The sequence below is a fragment of the Flavobacterium sp. genome (assembly GCF_044361065.1).
In the GTDB taxonomy this organism is placed as follows: Bacteria; Bacteroidota; Bacteroidia; order Flavobacteriales; family Flavobacteriaceae; genus Flavobacterium.
In genome coordinates, this window is sequence record NZ_JBIKJI010000204.1 from 1 (window position 1) to 3,121 (window position 3,121).

The following is a 3,121-nucleotide window of genomic DNA, read 5'->3' on the forward strand; positions in this document are numbered from 1 at the left end:
GAACTCAAAATACAAAGAAACTTCTGAAGGTGGTTTAGCTATTGGAGTAGGATTAGCAGATTGTTAATTTATTTAAAACCATAAAACTATGTTTGAACTAATTTGGGGAATATTAAATGCAGTAATTTTTATTTATTTTCTTGTGGTCTGCATTAAATCAGTAAAAATCGTTAGAGATGGCTTGGGTGGACTAGCTGGATTTGTTCTTGTAATTGGATTGCTATCATTTATTTCAAATGAAGATTCAAAGAATTTAGCAGAAAAAAACATTGATTTTTACAATAAAGAATCCTCAAATAATTTAACTAAAAGAAAATTTTCAGGGAATTCATTTCATCAAGATGTGATTTTGGAAAAGAATTTAACTTCTGTAATTTCGTTAGATATATATTTTGGAGAAGAAAAAAATGATTTAGTTATAATCAGTGCAAATTGTATGAAAGGCGGTTTAATTAGTGGGACTAAATGGAATGTTCATACAATTCACGTAGATAAGCCTAAAAATAAAAACTACTGTAATTACTTTGTTTCGGGTAGTGTTGATTGGAGAATTATGGGATTAAAATTATATTCAGAAAGTAAAGTTTTTGAAGGAAAAGTGATTTTGAAGATATAATATCTATTTTGAATTCGTCAAATCTGTGTTCCCATCTAAAATCTAAAACTCAAAACTCATTGTAGTGGTTACTGAAAAATTATCTTTTTTGGTATTGGTATCAAAAATGTTTTCTGTAGCGTGATACCATTTTCCTTCTGTTCTTATTTTAAATTTCGAATTGGGTAAAAAATCTAAATTTATTGAATTTCCAAGTGTTTCAAAAGGAATTTGACTGGCTATTATTGCCTGTTTTTTATCTTGATAATATTCAATTCTATGTGCCATTTGCCATTTCGAATTGAATGAATATTGTGTAATTAGAACCGGACTGTACCAAGTTGCTTTCTGTGTGTTTTGATAAGAAACATCTTGCATTCCATAATCGAAACCAAGTATTGAATGCCATTTTGTATTCCAAGTTTTGTCCCAATATAGATTACTAAAATAACGCGTATTAAACTGATTAGCGTAGGCTTCTTTACCTATAAAAGTGCTCCAATTTAAAGTGTTTTTGCTATTTGGTTTGTATATCAATTGTGTACCAAATGATGGTGCTAAATTGCTTTTTGCTTTTTCAATACGTTGCCAACCGTTGGTGAGTAATCCAGCTACACTCCATTTTTCATTAAATTGATGATTCAGTTTTACACCCGTCATAAAATAAGGAGAATTTTCTGCAAGTATAGAACGTGTTGCGGTTAAATTAGCGTGAGTTATGGCAGATTCGAAACCAATATAACTGGGCATAATTCCCGCTTCTAAAGTGGTTGTTTTGTTTTTATTTAAAAACACTCCTACATACGCTTCGTTTAAGTATTTGGTTTTTTCGGCAGCGTAATTGGCCTCCACATACGTTCCTGAATGTACCGAAACTTTTGCATACACGTTTTCATAACTAATCGATGCTCTTAGTAAGGCGATATTGATGTTAAAGTTGTTTTGTTTGTTATAGTTATATAAGAAAGATTGTTTGTCTTGTGTTTCTGGCGTATCAAAATCATAGGAATAATACGTATCTATGTATCCTGAAATGTCAATTTTTAGTTTGTTTTTTGTGTTTTCTTGTGCGAATGATAAGCATATCATTGCCACAGATAAATAGGTAAAAAGACCTTTCATTTCGTATTATTTTCTTCGGGTATCAATTATATGCACTATTTTCCAACTGTTGTTTTCTAACAGCAAAGTAAAGGAATTTGTTCCAATATGACTTTGTTTTTCATTCACATAAAATTCGTAAGGTGTCCAAACGTTTGCCATAGTGCCATCTATTTGAATGTTATAACTTAAAAGGCGTTCTTCAATTTTTAGGTTTTTTGGAATGGCGGCTATGGATTTGTAAAAATCTGAATTACTTTGATAAGACAACGCTCCAACCGTGTTTTTTTCCATAATCGATTGCAATTTCATCTCTTTGTGGCAAACCGATTGTATTTTTAATGTATCACCGGTTTGTAGGCCTTCAAAAAATGTTGAAATCGTTTGCTTAATAGCCGTTTCTTCTTGTGCGGAAATTCCTACACTAAAACCAAAAAATAGTAAAATAAATACTTGTCTCATAGTGGTTGCATTTTTATTATTGGTATTAAATGTCGAAAAATTGTTACAATCCATATCTTTATATTAATTTTACAAAATATTTCATTCGGTATTTACTGAACACTAAAAACTGATAACTGAACACGAAAGCATATGTCTGTAGCAAAAAAAGATTATAAAAAAATTACAACGAAGTCGTTAATTGATATGAAAGCCAATGGTGAAAAAATTTCTATGCTAACGGCATACGATTTCACAATGGCTAAAATTGTTGATACAGCGGGTATTGATGTCATTTTAGTTGGCGATTCGGCAAGTAATGTAATGGCAGGAAACGAAACCACATTGCCAATTACGTTAGACCAAATGATTTATCACGCTAGCAGTGTGGTGAAAGCCGTTGACAGAGCTTTAGTTGTGGTAGATTTACCTTTCGGAAGTTACCAATCAGATCCGAAAGAGGCGTTGCGTTCTTCTATTCGTATTATGAAAGAAAGCGGCGGACATGCTGTAAAATTAGAAGGCGGTAAAGAAATTGAATCGTCTATAAAGAAAATATTAAATGCGGGTATTCCTGTAATGGGGCATTTGGGTTTAACACCACAATCGATATATAAATTCGGAACGTACACCGTTCGTGCTAAAGAAGAGGAAGAAGCAGATCAATTGTTAGAAGATGCTAAAATGTTAGAACGTATTGGTTGTTTTGCTTTAGTTTTAGAAAAAATTCCAGCTAAATTAGCTCAAAAAGTCGCTGAAAGTATTTCTATTCCAGTTATTGGAATCGGAGCGGGGAGTGGCGTAGACGGTCAGGTGTTGGTATTACACGATATGATTGGTATGACACACGAATTTAGCCCAAGATTCTTACGCAGATATATGAATTTATTTGAAGATATGACTAAAGCTATTGGTCAATATGTAGCTGATGTAAAATCGGTTGATTTTCCTAATGCGAATGAACAGTACTAATACTAAATAAAG

General features: G+C 32.1%; 4 protein-coding genes. 2 read left to right on the plus strand and 2 right to left on the minus strand.

Annotated features, from left to right (window positions below):
• Positions 1-88 precede the first annotated feature (88 nt).
• Positions 89-616, plus strand: a complete 528-nt coding sequence (locus tag ACIQ11_RS09930; RefSeq protein ID WP_396154495.1) for a hypothetical protein — start codon at positions 89-91, stop codon at positions 614-616.
• Positions 617-658: 42 nt separating this feature from the next.
• On the opposite strand, the gene ACIQ11_RS09935 is transcribed toward ACIQ11_RS09930, so the two are convergent.
• Together ACIQ11_RS09935 and ACIQ11_RS09940 are read right to left on the minus strand one after the other, a co-directional pair.
• A complete protein-coding gene (locus tag ACIQ11_RS09935) occupies positions 659-1,717 on the minus strand; it encodes a porin (protein ID WP_396154497.1) in 1,059 nt (352 codons plus the stop codon).
• 6 nt (positions 1,718-1,723) lie between these two features.
• Positions 1,724-2,158, minus strand: a complete 435-nt coding sequence (locus tag ACIQ11_RS09940; RefSeq protein WP_396154499.1) for a nuclear transport factor 2 family protein — start codon at positions 2,156-2,158, stop codon at positions 1,724-1,726.
• Positions 2,159-2,290: 132 nt separating this feature from the next.
• Between ACIQ11_RS09940 and panB the strand changes: the two genes are divergently transcribed.
• Positions 2,291-3,109, plus strand: a complete 819-nt coding sequence (gene panB / locus ACIQ11_RS09945) for a 3-methyl-2-oxobutanoate hydroxymethyltransferase (RefSeq protein ID WP_396150867.1) — start codon at positions 2,291-2,293, stop codon at positions 3,107-3,109.
• The last annotated feature ends 12 nt before the right edge of the window (positions 3,110-3,121 follow it).

Coding starts and splice junctions, on each gene's coding strand:
- ACIQ11_RS09930 (WP_396154495.1), top strand. CDS start 89: ATGTTTGAACTAATTTGGGGAATATTAAATGCAGTAATTTTTATTTAT.
- ACIQ11_RS09935 (WP_396154497.1), bottom strand. CDS start 1,717: ATGAAAGGTCTTTTTACCTATTTATCTGTGGCAATGATATGCTTATCA.
- ACIQ11_RS09940 (WP_396154499.1), bottom strand. CDS start 2,158: ATGAGACAAGTATTTATTTTACTATTTTTTGGTTTTAGTGTAGGAATT.
- panB (WP_396150867.1), top strand. CDS start 2,291: ATGTCTGTAGCAAAAAAAGATTATAAAAAAATTACAACGAAGTCGTTA.